The sequence below is a fragment of the Curtobacterium sp. YC1 genome (assembly GCF_016267665.1).
Lineage (GTDB): Bacteria > Actinomycetota > Actinomycetes > Actinomycetales > Microbacteriaceae > Curtobacterium.
This window is the reverse complement of record NZ_CP066341.1, coordinates 2118039-2136027: the sequence shown is the minus strand read 5'-3', so window position 1 is coordinate 2136027 and position 17989 is coordinate 2118039. Positions and strand designations below refer to the sequence as shown.

The following is a 17989-nucleotide window of genomic DNA, read 5'->3' as shown; positions in this document are numbered from 1 at the left end:
AATACGGACGGGTGTCAGCCTGTGGAGAGGGCGGCATTGTCCACAAGGCGCCGGACCTAGACTGGCGTGGTGTCGACCCTCAGTGACCTCGTCCTCGCGCAAGGCCGTTCCTCCGAAGCAGACGTCGAGTGGCTCCACCTGCTCGTGGGGGACTGGCAGCTCCTCGCCGACCTGTCCTTCGCTGACATGGTGCTCTGGGTCCCGACCGCCGAGGACGGCTCGTTCGTCGCGGTCGCCCACGCCCGACCGAGCTCCGCGGCGACGCTCTTCTACCGCGACATCGTCGGGCAGGAGCTCCGCGAGGAGTGGCGCGGCCAGGTCACCGAGAGCTTCGCGGGAGCGCGCGTCGTCGACTCCGCCGAGCCGGACTGGTACGAGGACACCCCGACCCGCGTCCGGGCGATCCCGGTGCTGCGCCGACTGAGCGCGAAGAGCACCGAGACGACCGAGCGGCCCATCGCGGTCGTGACGCGGCACTCCAACCAGGACGAGATGCGGACCCCGAGTCGCCAGGAGCTCAACTTCACGGCGAGTGCGAACGACCTGTTCGGCATGATCGCCACCGGTGACTTCCCCGACCTCGGCGCCCCGGCCGGCCCGCGTCGTGGGGCCCCGCGCGCCAGCGACGGCCTGCTGCGGCTCGACACCGCCGGTACCGTGACGTTCGCGAGCCCCAACGGCCTGAGCGCCTTCAACCGGATGGGCTTCGAGGGCGAGCTCGAGCGCAAGTCCCTCGCCGAGGTCACGACCGAGCTCATCGGCGCGCAGCTCGACGTCGACGAGTCCCTGCCCCTCGTGGTCACCGGGCGGGCACCGTGGCGCGCCGACGTCGAGGCGAAGGGCGTCACCGTGTCCCTGCGCTCGATCCCGCTGCGCGACCACGGGGAGCGCATCGGCGCGATCGTGCTCTGCCGCGACGTCACCGAGCTGCGGCACCAGGAGCGCGAGCTCATCACCAAGGACGCCACGATCCGTGAGATCCACCACCGGGTGAAGAACAACCTGCAGACGGTGGCCTCACTGTTGCGCATCCAGGCCCGCCGCACGCACTCCGACGAAGCCCGGACCGCGCTGCAGAACGCGATGCGCCGCGTCGCCGCGATCGCCGTGGTGCACGACACCCTGTCCAGCGGACTCAGCCAGACGGTCGACTTCGACGAGGTCTTCGACTCGGTGCTCAAGCTGGTCACCGAGGTCGCCGCGTCGCACAACACGACGGTGCAGCCGAAGAAGACCGGCGAGTTCGGGGTCCTGCCCTCCGAGGCCGCGACGCCGCTCGCCCTCGGCCTGACCGAGCTCGTCACGAACGCGGTCGAGCACGGGTTGGACGGCCGCGACGGTGAGGTCGAGATCGTCGCCCGCCGCTTCGACGACCACCTGGAGATCGAGGTCCGTGACAACGGCGTCGGGCTGCCAGAGGGCAAGGTCGGGTCAGGCCTCGGCACGCAGATCGTCCGCACCCTGATCCAGGGCGAACTCGGCGGCACGATCGACTGGCACACCCTGACGGGCAGCGGCACCGAGGTCACGATCTCGATCCCGTTCCGCTGGCTCACCGCCGCCGCGTAGCCGCGAACGACGACGCCCGCCGTCCCCGGAGGGACGGCGGGCGTCGTGGTGTCGGACGACCTCGGTCAGGAGGCGCGGCGGGCGCGGGCGGCGCGACGCTTCAGCGCACGACGCTCGTCCTCGCTGAGGCCACCCCAGACACCGGAGTCCTGGTTGTTCTCGAGGGCGTACTGCAGGCACATCTCGGTGACGGTGCAGCGTGCACACACCGACTTGGCCTTCTCGATCTGGTCGACGGCGGGCCCGGTGTTCCCGACGGGGAAGAAGAGCTCGGGGTCCGCGGTGAGGCAGGCTGCCTGGTCACGCCAGTCCATGTGTGGTGCTCCTTGATGTCGATGCTCGAACGGCAGGCCGGGGCCGTGGTTCGGGGGATCGGAACGCTGACATGCATGCGGCATGACGGGGACAACTGTGGGGAGGAGTCCGCAGGAAGCGAGTCTGACGCCCGCGCGACGCTCGGGGGAGGAGCGATGAACCACGGGAGACGCACACCACATCGTGCCGTCCAAACGACCTCCAATATCGTTCCATACTGGTAGGGCCAAATCAAGGGTTGCAATCCTGGAGGATCACTGTGCACGACGACACCCCGAACGACACGGACGCCTCCGCCCCCGCCGCACGCCGCACGCCGGCGATGCTGGGACTGCTCGTCGTGGTGGGGCTCGAGTTCCTCGCCCTCGTGGTGGTGACCGTCGTCCTGGTCGTCGAGCTCGTCGTCGCGCCGGCCACGAGTATCGCCTCGGCCATCGCGCTGACCGTCCTCGCGGCGATCGCGGCCCTGTGGCTCGGCGCGCTGCTGAACGGCCTGTGGAGGGGGCGGTCGTGGGTGCGCTCCGGGATCATCGTCTGGCAGGTCCTGCAGGGCGCCGTCGCGATCGGTGCGTTCCAGGGCGTCTTCCGGGTGGCCGCGGTCGGTTGGGTGCTGCTCATCCCGGCGCTGCTCGGGATCACCCTCGTGCTGTCGCGCTCGGTGACGGCCGCGCTCGCGCGCCCGGTGGAGTGATCGGTCCGGTCCGGACGCCCTGGAGGCCCGGTGCCGGTTCTCGGAACCGGTGCCGGGCCTCCAGTGCGTGGCCGGTCCTCAGACCAGGCCGAGCTTCTTCCGCAGGCTCGCCACGTGGCCGGTGGCCTTGACGTTGTAGAGCGGCAGCTGCACCGTGCCGTCCTCGTCGACGACGATCGTGGAGCGGATGGTGCCGGTGACGATCTTCCCGTAGTTGTTCTTCTCGCCCCACGCCGCGTAGGCCTGGTGCACCGTCAGGTCGGGGTCGCTCAGCAGTGGGAAGGTCAGCGCCTGCTCGTGCTGGAACGTCTTGAGCTTCGCGGGCTCGTCCTTCGAGATGCCGAGCACCTCGTAGCCGGCCGCCTGCAGCGACGACATGTTGTCGCGGAAGTCGCACGCCTCGGTGGTGCACCCGGGGGTGGACGCCGCCGGGTAGAAGTACACGATCACCTTCCGGCCGCGCAGGTCGGCGAGGGCGTGCTCGACACCGTCCTGGTCGGGCAGCGTGAAGTCGGGGGCGGTGTCGCCGGCGGCGAGACGGTCGGTCATGGTGCTCCTGTTCGCGTCGTGTGCCGACGAGTGGTCGTGGGCACGCGAAACCCATGCTATTGTTGATTCCCGTTGCGGCACGGAAGCCGGAACATGCACCTCTAGCTCAATTGGCAGAGCAACTGACTCTTAATCAGTGGGTTCTCGGTTCAAGTCCGAGGGGGTGCACCGCAGGACGAACGCCCCGGCTCATCGAGTCGGGGCTTTCGTGCGTTCCGGGAGCGTGCACGCGCCGACGGCGGGACACGCCCGAGGTGCACAGCAGCCGAGAAGTCAGTCCGCGTGCACGTCGACGATCCGTTCCTCGCCGACGACCGGGTCGACGGCCCCGGCCGACGCCGCAGCCATGTCGGCCCGCAGCACGTCGAGGGCGTCGGCGGGGACCCAGACCTCGAAGGTCGCCGCACGCCCGTACGTCGTCGGGCCGAGGGTCGCGTGGTGGTGCCGGACCCAGTCGCGCAGGACGTTGTCGAGCCGTCCGGCGTCGGCGTGGTCGACGTCGAAGCGCACCTGCGTGAGCGCCTCACGACGGACGAGCGTGGCCGCGTCGAGTGCCTCGGTGACCGAGGTCGAGTAGGCGCGCACCAGTCCGCCGGCCCCGAGCTTGACCCCGCCGAAGTACCGCGTGACCACCGCGACGACGTCGGTCAGCTCGCGGCGTCGCAGGACCTCGAGCATCGGGACGCCCGCGGTCCCGGAGGGCTCGCCGTCGTCGGAGGAGCGCGCCTGGTCGCCGAGCACGCCCGTGACCATCGCGGTGCAGTTGTGCCGGGCGTCCCAGCGGCGGCGTCGGACCTCGGCGATCACGCGGTCGGCGTCCTCCACGCCGTCGACGGGCGCGAGCGTCGTGATGAAGCGCGACTTGGTGATGACGATCTCGTGCTCGACCGCTGCCGCGATGGTGGCGGGGAAGCGTCGGGGCACGTCCCGAGGGTACCGGCGTGGCGGTGGGCGCCCGCGCTACCATGGCGTCCACGCGCCGGGCCGACGGGTCGCGCGGACACGGCTGGGGAGGAGCCCGCGATGGACACCGACGACCCGAAGGGCGGCGCCCTCGACGCAGCCGAACTCGCGCGCCGGCTCAACCTGCTGCTCGACTTCGAGGAGTCCCAGCGCGGGACACCGGTGCCGTTCGCCTCGATCGAGGAGTACGTCGCCGCCGGGGGTGGGTCGCTCTCGCGGGCGAAGTGGACCTACATGCTGTCGGGCGACGGTCGCCGCAACCGGGACTCCGACCTGCTGCGTCTGCTGGCCGGGTTCTTCGAGGTCGACGAGCGCTTCCTGCTCGAGGACAGCGCCGTGCCGGAGCGGATCGGCGCCCAGCTCGCCCTCGTCCGGTCCCTGCGCTCCGCGCGGGTGAGCGGGTTCGCGGCGCGCACGTTCCCCGGCGAGCTCTCGCCCGAGGCACTGCGGCGCATCGCCGAGGTGCTCGAGGAGGAGTCGCAGCGGGGGACCGTCGCATGAGCAGGGACGCCCTGCTCGATGCGTTCTGGGAGCGCGGTGCCGACGAGGGCTGGTCGGACGTCGATCAGGCCGTCGCCGCCGCCGCCCAGGTCGTCGGCAAGCCGATCGTCGTGCGTGAGGAGCAGTTCCTCGCCGCGGAACCGGTGTGCGGCTTCGTCGCCACACTCGAGCGGGCGCACCTCGTGATGATCTCGCCGACCGCGTCGCCGACCTTCCGGTCGTTCGTCATCGGCCACGAGCTCGGGCACGTCCTGCACCGCCACCACGAGCACGCGCCGCAGTCGGCCTACATCCGCGACGTGATCCCCGACCTGCCGGAGTACAAGGTCGAACGGGCGCTGGCCCGCGGGGTCTTCTCGAACGCGTACGAGCACGAGGCCGAGGTGTTCGCCGATCGCCTCGCCACCCTGATCCGTCAGCACCGCGGCCGCCCGAGCGCCTTCCGCGGGGTCTTCGGGTGATCGTCGCCGTCGTCATGGCGGTGCTGCTCGTCGTCGGGACGATCGCGCTCTTCGTCCTGCAGCGCGGGCAGGACCGCACGCTGGCGTTCACGTTCCTGCTCTTCGCTGCGACCATCGTGACGAACGTCGACCCGCTGTACCGGTGGCTCGACCCGCTGCTCGGTGGCCGCAACGTGGTGACGGTCGTCAGCGACTGCCTGATGGTCGCCGGGACCGGCACCTTGCTGTGGGGCGTCGCGAAGGCCGTGGGCGCCGCACGGCCGTGGCTCCGGAACGCGATCGCCGTGTCGTTCGTCGTGGTCGTCGTCGTGGTCGTGACCGCTTTCGTGGTGCTCGACCCGCCGGGCACCACGACCACGTTCATGCTCGACGCCGGGTCGCACCCGGCGGCGACCGTCTACGCCGCGGCACAGACCGTGTACCTGGGGCTGGCGCTCGGCGCGACGGGGATCATCTGCGTGCTGCGGTTGCGCGAGGCGCGGACGACCACCGACCTGGTCGGCCTCTGGGCGCTCGTGCTCGGCGGGGTGTTCGGGGTCGTGCGCATGGTGGTGGTCGTCGTGATGGACGTGGCCCACGTCGTCGGCGACCTCGAGCTGACGCACGCGCTCGGCCTGCCGTACGACGTCACCACGCCCGGAGCGGTGCTGTGCGCGGCGTCCGGCATGCTCCTGCTCGTCATCGGTCACCGGATCTCCCGTCGACGCCGGGACCGACGCGTCGAGGAGGCGCTGCGGCGCCTCGGCCCCCTGCACGAGCGCTTCGGGGTCGACAACGCGTACCCCGCGAGCGACGACCCCGCGACACGTCTCAGCCGACGGATCGTCGAGATCACGGACGGCGTGCGCTCCGCCCGGGTGTCGTTGCGCGAGGACGAGCGGGCGGTCCTGGCCGAGGCGGAAGCGGCGCTCGAGACCGCTTGACGGTCCGGCACCGGCCGCGTCGGGGCGGAACCGGGGTGCTCGACGCCGCACGACGGGCCGTGTAGGGTCTGTAGCAGGTGCTACAGGAGCTGTGGCCAGCCGGGTCGGGACTCGGCCGCGTTGGGGGCGGCCGAGCACCACCGGCCCGGTGCGTAGGATCGGACCGTGTTCGTCTTCGCCGCAGTCGTCCTGTTCCTCGGTGCCGTCTTCAACGTCGTGACCTGGCCGCGCTTCTTCCAGCGGGTCGCCTCGGACCCCCGCGCCCGTGACGCGGCCGGCAAGCCGACGACGTTCTACACGGTCCACCTCGTGCTCCTGCTCATCGCGCTGGCCATCGCCGTCGCGTCGGTGATCGGCGGGATCCTGCTGCTGGTCTGACCCGACCGGCCGCGGTCGCGGGCCGCTCCGTGTCGGTACGGCCCCGCTTCAGCGCTGCTTCAGCGGCACACGGCAGGATCGTCGCCATGCGTGTGCTCGTGGTCGACGACGAGGTCCGGCTCGCCGACGGCGTGCGCCGCGGGCTCGAGGCCGAGGGCTGGGCGGTGGACGTCGCGCACGACGGCGTGGACGGCCTCTGGCACGCACGCGAGTTCCGCTACGACGCGATCGTGCTCGACCTGATGATGCCGGGCCTGAGCGGTTGGGCCGTGTGTGCTCGGCTCCGCGCCGACGGCGACTGGACCCCGGTGCTCATGCTGACCGCCAAGGACGGCGAGTGGGACCAGGTCGAGGCGCTCGACGCCGGCGCCGACGACTACGTCACGAAGCCGTTCTCGCACCCGGTCCTGGTCGCGCGGCTCCGTGCCCTCGTCCGCCGCGGCGCGCGGGAACGTCCGACCGTGCTGACGCTCGGCGACCTGGTCGTCGACCCCGCCGCGCGCACCGTGCGCCGCGGCGACGTCGCCGTCGAGCTCACCAGCCGCGAGTTCGCGGTGCTCGAGTACCTCGCCCGGCACCCGGGACAGGTCCGCTCCAAGCGCGACGTCATCGAGAACGTCTGGGACGTCGACTTCGAGGGCGACCCGAACATCGTCGAGGTGTACGTCGGGCACCTGCGCCGCAAGCTCGACCGACCGTTCGGACGCGCCGCGATCGAGACGGTCCGTGGTGCCGGGTACCGTTTGGCGGCCGACGGTGGGTGACACCGGGCAGACCACGACCCGGCGGCGGTTCCGCTCGGTCCGCGCCCGGACGACCCTCGGCGCCGGCGCCGTCGTGCTGGCTGCCCTGGTGGTCGGCGCCGTCGCGTTCGTCCTCGTGCTCCGGTCCGTGCTCCTCGACGGGGTGCGGGCCACGGCGGAGGCCGGTCTCGAACAGGTGTCGTCGCAGGTCGAGGCGGACGGCGTCGGCGTGGTCGCCGGGTACGAGGACGTCCTGGTGCAGGTCGTCGGTGCCGGCGGGACCGTCCTGGCGCACGGCGAGGACACCGACGGGGTCGTGCTCCCGACGGACGACGAGTCCCGGTGGTCGCACGACGGCGAACGGTGGCTCCTGGTGGCCGACGGGGTCGACCTGCCGAGCGGCGACGAGGGCACCCTCGTGTACGGCGCATCGCTGGAGCAGGCCGACACGGCGGTCCGCACCGCGGTCGTCCTGCTCGCCGTCGGGGTCCCGGTCCTCGTGCTCGTGCTGGTCGGCGTGACGTGGGTCGTGACGGGCCGTTCGCTGCGCCCGGTGGAACGGATGCGCACCGAGGTCGAGACGATCCGTGCGGCGCGACCGGACGCCCGCGTCGACGTGCCGGACACCGGGGACGAGGTCGCCCGGCTCGCGACGACGATGAACGGCATGCTCGACCGGCTCGACCGCGCGGCGGCGAGCCAGCGGCGGTTCGTGTCCGACGCGTCGCACGAACTCCGGTCGCCGATCGCGTCGATCCGCCAGCACGCCGAGGTGGCCCGAGCGCACCCGGACCGCTCCGACGTCGGGGCGCTGGCGGCGGTCGTCCGCTCCGAGGCGGTGCGCCTGCAGGAGCTCGTGACCGGCCTGCTCGAACTCTCGCGCCTCGACGAGGGCGGACTCGCGACGCGGCGGGCGGTCGACCTCGACGACCTCGCACTCGACGCCGTCGCCCGCGCCCGATCGGCTTCTCAGGACGACGACGGCGAGCGGTCCGGCGTCCGGGTCGACGGTTCCGGGATCGGGGCGGCGCGGGTGCGCGGCGACGAGCGCGTGCTCGCCGGGGTGGTCCGCAACCTCGTCGACAACGCGGTGCGGCACGCCCGGTCCCGGGTCGCCGTCGCGCTCGTGGCGCAGCACGGGGCGGCCGTCCTGACGGTGGACGACGACGGCGCCGGGGTACCGGAAGACGCGCGGGAGCGGGTCTTCGAACGCTTCGTCCGACTCGACGAGGCCCGCAGCCGCGACGCCGGTGGTGCCGGACTCGGACTCGCGATCGTGCGGGACGCCGTGCGGGCACACGGCGGACACGTCTCGGTGACCGTGTCGCCGCTCGGGGGAGCCCGCTTCGTGGTGCGCATGGCGCTCGGCGACTGATCAGCCGGCTTCAGGCCTGCTTCAGCGCCTCGACGCGATGCTCGTCCCCATGAACCTCCGCACCCAGCACCAGAAGTCCTCCGCCCGCCGCGTCGCCGCGTTCGCCGCCCTGCCGATCGTGGCGGCACTCGCCCTCACCGGCTGCGCCGGCGACGACGCCGACGACGACACCCGTTCGGTCGGCTCCGGCTCGGCCGGCTCGTCGGCCACCGAGGCGTCCGGCAGCGGCTCGTCCTCCTCCGGTGCCGGTGCCGGTGCCGGTGCCGGTGCGACGTCGGCGGCCTCGAACGAGGCGCTGCTCGCCGCCGTCGCGACCGCGCGCGGCGAGGTCGGCTCGGGCACCGTCATGTCCGCCGAGCACGAGCAGGGCGGGTCGGCCTACGAGGTCCTCGTCGTCACGAAGGACGGCACCGAGCACGAGGTGCACACGAACGCCGACGGCACCGCGGTCGCCGGGACGCCGCAGACCGAGGCCGCCGACGCGGACGACACGGCGGAGCACGAGCGTCTCGTCGCCGGCGCCGACCTGAGCGTGCAGCAGGCCGTCGACGCCCTCCGTGACCTGCACACCGGCACCGTCACCGAGATCGGGCTCGACGACCACGCCGGCGCGGTCGTCTGGGAGGGCGACGTGCTCGAGTCGTCCGGCACGAAGCAGAGCGTGCGGATCGATGCCGGGAGCGGTGACGTCGTCACCGACCGTGTCGACACCGACCGCGCCGACTCTGACGACTGACTCCGCTCAGCCCTCCTGCTGCGGCGGTCCGAGCACCTTCCGGACCGCCAGCTCGGCGACGCGTTCGTCGGGCGTGTCGAGCAGGACCCGGTAGGTCTCCTGCGGGGTGACGAACTCGACGCACACCGCGTCCTCGTCGCACGGCCCCAGCCGCCAGGCCTGCACCTCGTCCATCGGCACCGCGGTGCGCGCCGGACGCTGGTAGTCGGTCTCCGCCTCGAGGCGACCGGGGAACGCCCGGAGACGACCGTAGGCGCCTCGCCAGCTGAGCTGCAGGTCGAGCGTGGGGGAGACAGAGGAGTCCGGCACCCGCCGATCGTAGCGACGGGTGCCGGACTCCTGACATCGCGCGGCCGCAGGGCTCGCGTTCCGGGGACAATCCTCGGGTCAGACCCCGTCGTCGCCGTCGCCGTCGCGGCGGACCGGGGCGGCCGGGTTGCGGACGCCGATCGGGAACGGACCCGTGACGCCCTCGCGCAGCGCGGCGATGCGCAGGATCCGGTCGCGCTGCAGGAACCAGCCGACCACGAGCAGCGGGATCACGATCACGAGCGACGCGATCGTGTACGTCCCGATGGGGTAGTCGATCGCCATCAGGACGATGACCGACGCCAGGAACGCCAGGGTGAGCCACGAGGTCACCGGGGCACCGGGCAGCTTGAACGAGGGCTCCTTGGCGAGTCCCTGCTTGGCCCACTGCCGCAGGCGCATCTGGCAGAGGATGATCGTGCCCCACGCGGTGATGATGCCGAGGCTCGCGATGTTCAGCGCGATCTCGAACGCCTGCTTCGGGACGAAGTAGTTCAGCACGACGCCGGCGACGGTGAACGCCGCGGTGAGCAGGATGCCGGCGTACGGCACACCGCCCTTCGACATCTTCGTGGTCCACTTCGGTGCCGACCCGTTCATGCCCATCGAGTGGAGCGCCCGACCGGTCGAGTAGAGGCCGGCGTTCAGCGAGGACAGCGCGGCGGTGAGGACGACGAAGTTCATGATCCCGCCGACGATCGACCCGACCTGCGGGTTGCCGAGCGACGAGAAGAACGTCACGAAGGGGCTCTCGCCCTCCTTGTAGGCCGTGTACGGCAGCAGCAGGGAGAGCAGGACGATCGAACCGACGTAGAAGACCGCGATGCGGAAGACGACGGAGTTGATCGCGCGGGGGATGACCTTCTCGGCGTTCTGCGTCTCGCCCGACGCGGTGCCGACGAGCTCGATGGCCGCGTAGGCGAAGACGACGCCCTGGATCACGATGACCGCCGGCAGCAGCCCGTTCGGGAACAGTCCGCCGTTGTCACCCCAGATCATGAAGCCCGTGCGGACCGCTTCGCCGCCGGCCTCGACCGGGAACGCGAAGACCAGCCAGACGATCGCGACGACCAGGAACGCCACGAGCGCGGCGACCTTGATGAGCGCGAACCAGAACTCGAGCTCGCCGAACACCTTGACCGCCACCATGTTCGCGGCGAGGACGACCAGCAGCGCCACCAGGGCCAGCAACCACTGCGGCGCAGCCGTGAAGGCCGACCAGTACTGCAGGTAGATGGCGACGGCGGTGGTGTCCACGATCGACGTCATCGCCCAGTTCAGGAAGTACATCCACCCGGCGGCGTAGGCGAACTTCTCGCCGTAGAACTCGCGGGCGTACGAGATGAACGAGCCCGAGGACGGGCGGTGCAGCACCAGCTCGCCCAGGGCCCGCAGGATGAAGAAGGCGAAGATCCCGGCGACCAGGTAGGTCAGCGCGAGCGCCGGACCCGCGGTGTGCAGGCGTCCGCCCGCGCCGAGGAAGAGTCCGGTGCCGATGGCCCCACCGATCGCGATCATCTGCAGTTGCCGGGGCTTCAGGCCGTGCTGGTAGCCCTCTTGCTCGTGCGAGAAGTCGTTGGCCGGTGCGCGGCTCGCGCCCGTGTCGTTCTGCGCTGTCATGCGCGACAACCTACATGCGCACGGGGCCCGGCTCGTACACCGGCCCCGGTCCGGTCGGCTCCGGACGCCTGAGCGACCCGACAGGGACGGCGCTCGGGCGGGTTCCTGGACGGCGGCCGACGTCCGTTGCTTGCATGGAGGGATGGACATCCTCCTCCGACTCCTCGTCGCGATCGGGTTCGCCCTGCTCGTCACCGCCCTCGCCGCCCTCGTCCTGCACCTGGTGCTGCGGACCATCGCCCGCCGGGAACGGTGGGCCGGTGTGCTCTCGCGCCGGACGAAGCACCCCTTCCGCACCACGCTCCTGGTGGTGCTGCTGTGGATCGCGTTCACCTCGAGCATCCCGCGCGACCCGGACGCGTACCCCTGGCGGGACGAGGTCGTGCACGGCTTCCTCATCGTGACGATCGCCGTCGGCTGCTGGCTCGCCTGCCAGGTGGCGATCTTCCTGGAGGACCTCGGGCTGCACCGCTTCCGCATCGACGTCCCGGACAACCGGCAGGCACGGCGGATCCGCACCCAGGTGCTCATCATCCGGCGGCTCACGATCGCCGTGCTCGTCATCATCGCCGTCGGTGCGATCCTGCTGACCTTCGACGGCGTCGAGGCGGCCGGTGCGAGCGTCCTGGCGAGCGCCGGGCTCATCTCGGTGGTCGCGGGTCTCGCCGCGCAGTCGACGCTCGGCAACGTGTTCGCCGGCATGCAGCTCGCGTTCTCGGGCTCGATCCGGGTGGACGACGTGGTCGTCGTGGAGCAGCAGTGGGGCCGGATCGAGGAGATCACCCTGACCTACGTCGTCGTGCACCTGTGGGACGACCGCCGCTTCGTGCTCCCGTCCACCTACTTCACGTCGACGCCGTTCGAGAACTGGACGCGCACCGGCAGCGAACTGCTCGGCGCCGTCGAGTTCGACCTGGACTGGCGGGTGAGCCCGGCCGACATGCGTGCCGAGCTGGACCGGATCCTCGCGACCTCGACGATCTGGGACGGCCGGGTCAAGGTCCTGCAGGTCACCGACGCGGTCGGCGGGACGGTACGGGTGCGCATCCTGGTGACGGCCCCGGACGCCGGTGGCCTGTTCGACCTGCGCTGCTACGTGCGCGAGGAGATGGTCGAGTGGATCCAGCGGACCCACCCCGACGCTCTGCCGGTGCAGCGCGTGCAGCTCACCGAGCCCGGCGCGCCCGCGCTGCGCCGTCGCGGCCGTGCGGCGGAGGGGGACTCGCAGCTCTTCGGCGACGCCGACGAGCGCGGCGCGCTCTTCACGGGCCCGATCCAGACGTCCGGCATCCCCGAGTCGGAGCGCTGACCGCCCTGGACCGCACGTGCGACGGACGGGAGGCCCGGTGCCAGCTGGCACCGGGCCTCCCGTCCGTCAGGGGGTCGCGACTGCGGCCCCTGCCGCGCTCCGGCCTACTGGCGCGCCTTGACGGCGCGGTCGTCCTCGACGACCGTGCCGATCGCGACGATCGTCGTGGCGAGCCACGCGATCCACGTCAGTGCGAGCCGCCAGTCACGCGGGCCCTGCCGCGTGGTCTGCAGCACGCTGTAGCCGCTGATGAGCGAACTCCACACGGCACCGTTGAACATGAACTTGCGCACAGAGGCCTCCTGTCGTCGTGCCGACCACGCTACCGGCCAATACATTGGAGCGCCGCCGGTCACCCTGGGCCGGCGCCCGGAGGAGGAGGACGCGTGCGTCAGGCGGTCATCGGAGCAGCCCTGCTCGTCGTGGGCGCGGTGTGCGTCGTGTTCGGACTCCTGCCCCTCGACGACCTCGGCGCTCTGGCGGAGCGGGTGCTGCCCGTCCTCGGCTTCGTGCTCGGGCTGACCGTCGTCGCCGAACTGGCGGCGGACGCCGGCGTGTTCGACCGTCTGGCCGACGTCGCCGCGCGGGTCGGCGGGGGTCGCACGATCGGGCTCTGGGGCGCGGTCGTCGTGCTCGCGGTCCTCTGCACCGTCTTCCTGTCGATCGACACCACCGCCGTGCTCCTCACCCCCATCGTCATCTCGCTCGCGCGCCGGGTGGGTCTGCCGCCGATGCCGTTCGCGCTCACCACCGTCTGGCTCGCGAACACGGCATCGCTGCTGCTGCCGGTCTCGAACCTCACCAACCTGCTCGCCGTCGACCGGATGGGACTGGGCGGACCGCTTCCGTTCGCCGGGCTGATGGCCTGGCCCGCCGTCGCCGGGGTGGTCGTGCCGTGTGCCGTCCTGCTCGTCCTCCACCGTCGGCAGCTGTTCGGCCGGTACACGCCCGTGTCGGTGCGGAGCCCGGCCGACCCGGTGTCGTTCTGGGCGGCGTCGGCCGTGCTCGTGGCGCTCGTCGTGGCGCTCACCGCCGGCGTGACCGTGTGGATCGCGGCGATCGCGGCGGCCCTCGTGCTCGTCGTGGTCGCGGCGGTGCGGTCCCCGTCCGAGCTCCGTCCGTCGCGGGTGCCGTGGTCGACGCTGCTGTTCGCCGCCGGACTGTTCGTCGTGGTCGAGACGCTGCACAGCACCGGGCTGACCGACCCGGTCGTGCAGGCGCTCGAGGGCGGCACGGGCACCGGTCCGCTCCTGCTGCTCGGCGGGGCCGGTGCCGTCGCCGCCAACGTGATCGACAACCTGCCCGCCTACCTGGTGCTCGAGCCGGCCGCCGGGCATGAGGCCGTGCGGTACGCGGCCCTGCTGATCGGGGTGAACGCCGGCTGCCTCATCACGCCGTGGGCGTCGCTCGCGACCCTGCTGTGGCACGCACGACTGTCGGCCGAGGGGGTGCACCTGTCGTGGGGGCGGTACATCGCGCTCGGGTGCGTCGTCGCACCGCTGACCGTGGTCGCCGGCGTGCTGGCCCTGCAGCTCTGACGCGGGCGAACTGCGCCGGCGTGCTCGTGGAGGCTGCGCCGGCGTGCTCGTGGAGGCTGCGCCGGCGTGCTCGTGGAGGCTGCGCCGGCGTGCTCGTGGAGGCTGCGCCTCAGAGCCAGTCGCGGGTCTTGAACACGCGGTAGAGCACGAGCGACGACGCGATGATGATGGCGAGCGAGGCACCGAGTCCGCTCCAGGCGCCCTCGCCCGGGAACTTCACGTTCTGCCCGAAGAAGCTCGTCACCCCGGTCGGGATGGCGATGATCGCCGCCCAGCTCGTCACCTTCTTCATCACGGTGTTCTGCCGGTTCGACGCCAGGTTCAGCGTGGTGTCGAGGACGCTCGACACGGCGTCGCGGAGCTGCTCGACCGAGTCGGCGATCGACACCAGGTGGTCCTCGACGTCGCGGAAGTACGGGCGGACCCCGTCGGCGATCGTCTCCGCGTCGCCGTGCAACAGCGACGCGACGCTGTCCCGCGTCGGGACGACCAGGCGCCGGAGCAGGCCCAGGCTCTTCCGCAGTCGGAACGAGCGCCGCTGGATCTGGTGCTCCCGGGGGTCGCCGGGTTCGAACAGGTCGTCCTCGAGCGCGTCGATCTGCCGCTCCAGGTCCTCGACGGTGTCGGTGGCGTGGTCGACCACGGCGTCGAGCAGCGCCCAGACCAACCAGGGCACGCCGTGCTCGGCGAGGTCGGCGTTCGCCGTCAGCCGGCGTTCCATCGCCGTCGTGTCGACGTCGGCGCCGTGGATCGTCACGAGCGCGTGCCGGGTGACGAACGCCTTCACCTCGTGCGTGACGAGGTCGCCGGAGTCGTCGGTCCCGCCGACGTCGTAGACCACCAGGAACAGACTGTCCCGGTACCGGTCGAGCTTCGGTCGCTGGCCGTGCTCCACGGCGTCCTCGACGGCGAGGGCGTGGATGCCGAGCTCCTCCTCGACCTGCTCGAGGTCGGCTGCTGTGGGGTCCGTGTAGTCGAGCCAGACGAAGGTGCCGTGCTGTCCGACGAGGTCGGAGACCCGGTCGACGGGGAAGTCCTGTTCGACCGCGTCCCCGTCGCACCACGCCCGTGTCCTGACCATGGCGTCAGCCTAGTGAGACGGCCGACCCGGGGATCCCGGATCGGCCGTCGTGCTGCGCGGGCGCTCAGTAGCCGGGGACGAGCTTCCCGTCCTCGACCTTCAGGTACTCGTTCACCACGAACGTGTCCTCGCCGTGCTTCCTGTCGCCCGTGTACGAGGTGTAGTCGTACGCGACCGCGCCGTCACGGGTGCTCGTCACCAGGACGGTACCGGAACCCGTGGCCTCGACCTCGAGCTCGGGCTTCGTCGTGACGTCGTACCGCACCGAGCCCTCGGCGTCGTACGGGCCGTACCAGGGGCAGTCGCTCAGCGCACCGATGTCGGTCTGCGCCGCGCACTCCTCGAGCAGGTCGTCGACGTACTGCTCGGCGTCCTGCTGCAGCGCCTTCGTGGCCTTCGGCGAGAAGTCGACGTAGCCCGAGGTCGCCGCACCGACGGCGAGCTCCTGCGTGCCCCCGGTGAAGTACTCCGTCCCGCCGACCGTGATCTCGTACGTGCCCGGGTAGGCGAGCGAGGTGAACTTGCCGTCCGTGATCTCGCCGATCTCCTTGCCGCCGATGGTCACCGGCGCGCCCTCGAGCACGTCGGTGGCGGTCAGCGTCACGGTCTGCGCGAGCGGCTGCGTGACCCGCCACTCGTCCTTGACCAGGAACGCGGTACCGGTCCGGCGGAGCGTCACCTGACCGGAGCGGTTCTCGCCGTCCTGGGTGTAGCTCAGCGTGGCGATGGCGTTGTCACCGGACCGCTGGACGCGACCGACGCGGATGTCCGAAGGGCGGTCCTCCGCGCTCTCCAGCACGGTGGAGTCGAGCATCGCCGCGTCGGAGGGGACCTCGCTCAGGTCGGCGGCGGTGTCGGCGTCACCGCTGGCGATCGCCTGGACGTAGGACTTGACGGTCGGGGCCGGACCCCACACGTTCGCGCGGAGGACGCTCGTCGTGACGGCGCCGGCGATGACGACGACGACCACGGCGCCACCGGCGATGAGCGACCGCACCAGGATCCGCTTCGCCTTCGGGGACATCGGTGCCGGGGCGGGAGCGCCGCCGCCGATGAAGGGCTGCGCCGGCTGCGCGAGGTACAGGGGCTGCGGGTACCCCGGCTGTGCGGCTCCGGACTGCGCGCCGTACCCGGGCTGCGTGCTGCCGGGTAGCCCGGTCCCCGGCTGCGCGCTCGGCTGCTGCGCGGCTGCGCCCGGCGTGCCCGTCCAGTGGCCGTCCGTCGGCGGGACCTGCGCGGTCGGCCCGGACGGGCCGGTCGGTGCGGCAGGGGCGGAGCCGGCCGGGAACGCCGGCGCCTGGCCCGCCGCCGCTGCAGCCGGGGACGCCGTCGCCGGAGCGCCCGGGAACGTCCCGGGCGCGCCGGGGGACACCGTCGGTGCGACCGGGCGCGGGTCGGCACCCACCAGCCGCGACGTCCGCAGCACCACGGCGCCGCCGAGCCGGGGGAGCAGCACCGGGGCGAGGAAGCGTGCGACGACCTCGATCGCGCCGCCCCACACCGCGAACACCAGGGGCGTCCACGGCGCCACGCCGACCGACCCGGCGCCGGCCGCCGAACTGACCCCGTCGACCCGGTAGGACACGATGCCCGTGCCGAGCACGAACAGCAGCAGTCCGAACGCGAACCACACCAGGGGCGTGACGATCCAGTCGAGCGTGGTCCGGACGCGGTCGTTGCGGCGGACGGCGAGGGCGAGGCCGGCCGCGACCGAGGTCACGACGACGAGCAGCACGACCAGCCACGTCCAGCCGCCGGCTCCGCCGAACACCGAGGCGGTGTCCGAGACCGAGCCGAGGCCGGACGTCCCGACACCGCCGAGGAAGCCGAGCGCGGTGAGGGCGACCGCGACGTTGCCGAGCAGGAGCGGCAGGGCCGCCCCGTACTCGGGCTGGGCGACCAGTGCGGCGACGACGACGACCAGCGCGACCGGGACGACCACGAGCGTGAGCTGCGACGCGGCGATCCGGAGCGTGCCGAGCAGCCGTGCGGCCAGCAGGTTGCCGCCGACGAGCACCGACGGGCGGGCGAGCGCAGCGGCCAGGGCGCCGATGACGAACGCACCGAGCACGCTGCCGACACCGACCGCGTGCACCGGCTCGATCGCCGCACCGGCGACCGAGGGGAACCGGATGGCGAACAGGCCGGCCGCACCGTTCGTCAGGACGGTGGTGACGAGGCCGCTGACCACGGCGGTGAGGAGCACCTGCGGTCGGCCCAGGGCACGGGTGCGGATGCGTCGGGTGAGCACGACGGCGAGTACGACCTGCGCGGTCAGGACGAGCGCCGGGACGACCGCGAGCGCGCCGGACCCGGACCCGAGCAGGCCGATCGAGCCGGACAGGTGGAGTCGGCCGAGGTCGGCGAGGGCGACCAGCTGGGCCGGGGCGCCGAGCAGGACGCTCACGCCGGACAGCAGCGACTCGATGTCGGGCGTCGTGCCGCCCATGTCCGGAGCGGAGCCGGGCCCGGTGGACGGGGTGGACGAACCACTCCCGCCGGACGCCAGGAGCGCCACCGTGAGCAGGAGCGAGAGCCCCGCGACGACGTACGCGGCGACCCAGCCGCCGACGGCGGCGAGCACCGCGGCGAGCCAGTCGCGACCGGTGACGGCCTGCAGGGCGCGACCGAACGCACCGGGCTGCTGCAGGGCGGGCGCGAACGGTCCGGACGGCTGCTGCGGGCCTCCCGGCTGCTGCCACCCCTGCTGCTGGCCCTGCCGGACGGGCTGACCCTGCTGCCACCCCTGCTGCTGGCCCTGCGGGACGGGCTGACCCTGCTGCCACCCCTGGTGCTGCCAGGCCTGCTGGCCCTGCTGGAACGGCTGGTCCTGCGGGCCGGGCTGGCCCTGCGGGGCCGACTGACCGGGCTGCCCGGGCGGGGTGGGCGGGTTCTCGCTCACGAGTGGTGGTCCTCTCCGACCGGAGG

19 protein-coding genes and 1 tRNA gene are annotated in these 17989 nt (G+C 72.2%); 12 read left to right on the top strand and 8 right to left on the bottom strand.

Annotated elements, in window-relative coordinates; translation table 11 throughout:
* The first annotated feature begins 69 nt into the window (after positions 1 to 69).
* A complete protein-coding gene (locus tag I8920_RS10015) occupies positions 70 to 1569 on the top strand; it encodes a sensor histidine kinase (protein WP_198656217.1) in 1500 nt (499 codons plus the stop codon).
* 65 nt (positions 1570 to 1634) lie between these two features.
* Here I8920_RS10015 and I8920_RS10010 read toward each other — a convergent pair whose 3' ends face one another.
* Complete coding sequence (locus I8920_RS10010; RefSeq protein ID WP_022904217.1) at positions 1635 to 1883, bottom strand: WhiB family transcriptional regulator; 249 nt, start codon at positions 1881 to 1883, stop codon at positions 1635 to 1637.
* Positions 1884 to 2143: 260 nt separating this feature from the next.
* Here I8920_RS10010 and I8920_RS10005 point away from each other — a divergent pair, with 260 nt between their 5' ends.
* Positions 2144 to 2575, top strand: coding sequence for a hypothetical protein (locus I8920_RS10005; protein ID WP_198656216.1), 432 nt, complete (start codon positions 2144 to 2146; stop codon positions 2573 to 2575).
* Between the two features lie 78 nt (positions 2576 to 2653).
* Here I8920_RS10005 and bcp read toward each other — a convergent pair whose 3' ends face one another.
* Positions 2654 to 3124, bottom strand: a complete 471-nt coding sequence (gene bcp / locus I8920_RS10000; RefSeq protein ID WP_198656215.1) for a thioredoxin-dependent thiol peroxidase — start codon at positions 3122 to 3124, stop codon at positions 2654 to 2656.
* 95 nt (positions 3125 to 3219) lie between these two features.
* Here bcp and I8920_RS09995 point away from each other — a divergent pair.
* Positions 3220 to 3292: transfer RNA gene (locus tag I8920_RS09995), tRNA-Lys, on the top strand.
* A 105-nt stretch (positions 3293 to 3397) separates the two neighbouring features.
* Here the strand turns inward: I8920_RS09995 and I8920_RS09990 are convergent.
* A complete protein-coding gene (locus tag I8920_RS09990; RefSeq protein WP_198656214.1) occupies positions 3398 to 4048 on the bottom strand; it encodes a YigZ family protein in 651 nt (216 codons plus the stop codon).
* Between the two features lie 99 nt (positions 4049 to 4147).
* On the opposite strand from I8920_RS09990, the gene I8920_RS09985 reads away from it, so the two are divergent.
* The 7 genes from I8920_RS09985 to I8920_RS09955 all read left to right on the top strand — a co-directional run bounded on the left by I8920_RS09985 (position 4148) and on the right by I8920_RS09955 (position 9204).
* A complete protein-coding gene (locus I8920_RS09985; protein ID WP_198656213.1) occupies positions 4148 to 4588 on the top strand; it encodes a hypothetical protein in 441 nt (146 codons plus the stop codon).
* A complete protein-coding gene (locus tag I8920_RS09980) occupies positions 4585 to 5049 on the top strand; it encodes an ImmA/IrrE family metallo-endopeptidase (RefSeq protein ID WP_198656212.1) in 465 nt (154 codons plus the stop codon). Before I8920_RS09985 ends, I8920_RS09980 begins: the two co-directional genes overlap by 4 nt.
* A complete protein-coding gene (locus I8920_RS09975) occupies positions 5046 to 5972 on the top strand; it encodes a hypothetical protein (RefSeq protein ID WP_198656211.1) in 927 nt (308 codons plus the stop codon). The genes I8920_RS09980 and I8920_RS09975 overlap by 4 nt, the downstream gene beginning before the upstream one ends.
* Before the next feature lie 165 nt (positions 5973 to 6137).
* Entirely contained in the window at positions 6138 to 6350 is a 213-nt protein-coding gene (locus I8920_RS09970; RefSeq protein ID WP_198656210.1) for an SCO4848 family membrane protein, read from the top strand.
* Positions 6351 to 6436: 86 nt separating this feature from the next.
* Positions 6437 to 7114, top strand: coding sequence for a response regulator transcription factor (locus tag I8920_RS09965; RefSeq protein ID WP_198656209.1), 678 nt, complete (start codon positions 6437 to 6439; stop codon positions 7112 to 7114).
* Positions 7107 to 8468: a sensor histidine kinase gene (locus I8920_RS09960; protein WP_198656208.1), complete on the top strand. Its 1362-nt coding sequence runs from the start codon at positions 7107 to 7109 to the stop codon at positions 8466 to 8468. The genes I8920_RS09965 and I8920_RS09960 overlap by 8 nt, the downstream gene beginning before the upstream one ends.
* A gap of 49 nt (positions 8469 to 8517) precedes the next feature.
* Positions 8518 to 9204 carry a PepSY domain-containing protein gene (locus I8920_RS09955; RefSeq protein ID WP_198656207.1) on the top strand — a complete coding sequence of 229 codons (687 nt, stop codon included), beginning with the start codon at positions 8518 to 8520 and terminating at the stop codon, positions 9202 to 9204.
* A 6-nt stretch (positions 9205 to 9210) separates the two neighbouring features.
* Here the strand turns inward: I8920_RS09955 and I8920_RS09950 are convergent, their stop codons facing one another.
* Both I8920_RS09950 and I8920_RS09945 read right to left on the bottom strand, forming a co-directional pair.
* A complete protein-coding gene (locus I8920_RS09950; RefSeq protein ID WP_198656206.1) occupies positions 9211 to 9513 on the bottom strand; it encodes a hypothetical protein in 303 nt (100 codons plus the stop codon).
* 78 nt (positions 9514 to 9591) lie between these two features.
* On the bottom strand, positions 9592 to 11133 hold the full coding sequence (locus I8920_RS09945) for an amino acid permease (RefSeq protein ID WP_198656205.1): 1542 nt from the start codon (positions 11131 to 11133) through the stop codon (positions 9592 to 9594).
* A gap of 142 nt (positions 11134 to 11275) precedes the next feature.
* On the opposite strand from I8920_RS09945, the gene I8920_RS09940 reads away from it, so the two are divergent.
* Positions 11276 to 12442: a mechanosensitive ion channel family protein gene (locus I8920_RS09940; RefSeq protein ID WP_198656204.1), complete on the top strand. Its 1167-nt coding sequence runs from the start codon at positions 11276 to 11278 to the stop codon at positions 12440 to 12442.
* Positions 12443 to 12546: 104 nt separating this feature from the next.
* Here I8920_RS09940 and I8920_RS09935 read toward each other — a convergent pair whose 3' ends face one another.
* A complete protein-coding gene (locus tag I8920_RS09935; RefSeq protein ID WP_198656203.1) occupies positions 12547 to 12735 on the bottom strand; it encodes a hypothetical protein in 189 nt (62 codons plus the stop codon).
* 93 nt (positions 12736 to 12828) lie between these two features.
* On the opposite strand from I8920_RS09935, the gene I8920_RS09930 reads away from it, so the two are divergent.
* Entirely contained in the window at positions 12829 to 13980 is a 1152-nt protein-coding gene (locus I8920_RS09930) for an SLC13 family permease (protein ID WP_198656202.1), read from the top strand.
* A 109-nt stretch (positions 13981 to 14089) separates the two neighbouring features.
* Here the strand turns inward: I8920_RS09930 and I8920_RS09925 are convergent, their stop codons facing one another.
* Both I8920_RS09925 and I8920_RS09920 read right to left on the bottom strand, forming a co-directional pair.
* Positions 14090 to 15061 (bottom strand): magnesium transporter CorA family protein, encoded by a 972-nt coding sequence (locus tag I8920_RS09925; RefSeq protein ID WP_198656201.1) that lies wholly within the window; start codon positions 15059 to 15061, stop codon positions 14090 to 14092.
* Positions 15062 to 15125: 64 nt separating this feature from the next.
* On the bottom strand, positions 15126 to 17963 hold the full coding sequence (locus I8920_RS09920) for a hypothetical protein (RefSeq protein ID WP_198656200.1): 2838 nt from the start codon (positions 17961 to 17963) through the stop codon (positions 15126 to 15128).
* Positions 17964 to 17989 lie beyond the last annotated feature (26 nt).

Bases quoted from the DNA above. Each gene is read 5' to 3' on its own strand.
- I8920_RS09985 (WP_198656213.1), top strand. From the start codon at position 4,148: ATGGACACCGACGACCCGAAGGGCGGCGCCCTCGACGCAGCCGAACTC.
- I8920_RS09955 (WP_198656207.1), top strand. From the start codon at position 8,518: ATGAACCTCCGCACCCAGCACCAGAAGTCCTCCGCCCGCCGCGTCGCC.
- I8920_RS09940 (WP_198656204.1), top strand. From the start codon at position 11,276: ATGGACATCCTCCTCCGACTCCTCGTCGCGATCGGGTTCGCCCTGCTC.
- bcp (WP_198656215.1), bottom strand. From the start codon at position 3,124: ATGACCGACCGTCTCGCCGCCGGCGACACCGCCCCCGACTTCACGCTG.
- I8920_RS09980 (WP_198656212.1), top strand. From the start codon at position 4,585: ATGAGCAGGGACGCCCTGCTCGATGCGTTCTGGGAGCGCGGTGCCGAC.
- I8920_RS09965 (WP_198656209.1), top strand. From the start codon at position 6,437: ATGCGTGTGCTCGTGGTCGACGACGAGGTCCGGCTCGCCGACGGCGTG.
- I8920_RS09925 (WP_198656201.1), bottom strand. From the start codon at position 15,061: ATGGTCAGGACACGGGCGTGGTGCGACGGGGACGCGGTCGAACAGGAC.
- I8920_RS09945 (WP_198656205.1), bottom strand. From the start codon at position 11,133: ATGACAGCGCAGAACGACACGGGCGCGAGCCGCGCACCGGCCAACGAC.
- I8920_RS10010 (WP_022904217.1), bottom strand. From the start codon at position 1,883: ATGGACTGGCGTGACCAGGCAGCCTGCCTCACCGCGGACCCCGAGCTC.